Source organism: Acetobacter okinawensis, from assembly GCF_002153655.1.
GTDB classification, from domain to species: domain Bacteria; phylum Pseudomonadota; class Alphaproteobacteria; order Acetobacterales; family Acetobacteraceae; genus Acetobacter; species Acetobacter okinawensis_A.
The window spans coordinates 1-254 of sequence record NZ_JOPJ01000135.1 but is presented as its reverse complement, the minus strand read 5'-3'; the positions used below and the strand labels follow the sequence as shown (position 1 = coordinate 254).

The window sequence follows — 254 nt, the reverse complement described above, 5'->3', positions numbered from 1 at the left end:
GGCTGCATGACCCACCACGGCATGACCTGCGCCTGATAGGTGACTTCCAGATGGTTTTCCGTCCCCTGCGGGTGAACACCACTGGTGCGGTCATAGTTGCGCTGCCCGTAGGAGGCGCGGCCAAGCCCCCAGCCCACGCCCACCGTGTCGTTGTCACGCCCCTTGAAGGGAGCCTTGAAGTTGACCCCCGCATCCACGGCGTAGCTGATCATGTTGCGGTCCCCGCCATTGCCGGTCATGCGGGCAAACACGCC

Annotated in this window: 1 protein-coding gene; it reads right to left on the bottom strand. The window is 64.6% G+C overall.

The annotated features are described in order from the left end of the window. Positions 1-254 (bottom strand): carbohydrate porin (locus HK26_RS13080; RefSeq protein WP_143296394.1); only part of this gene is annotated, 254 nt, incomplete at both ends.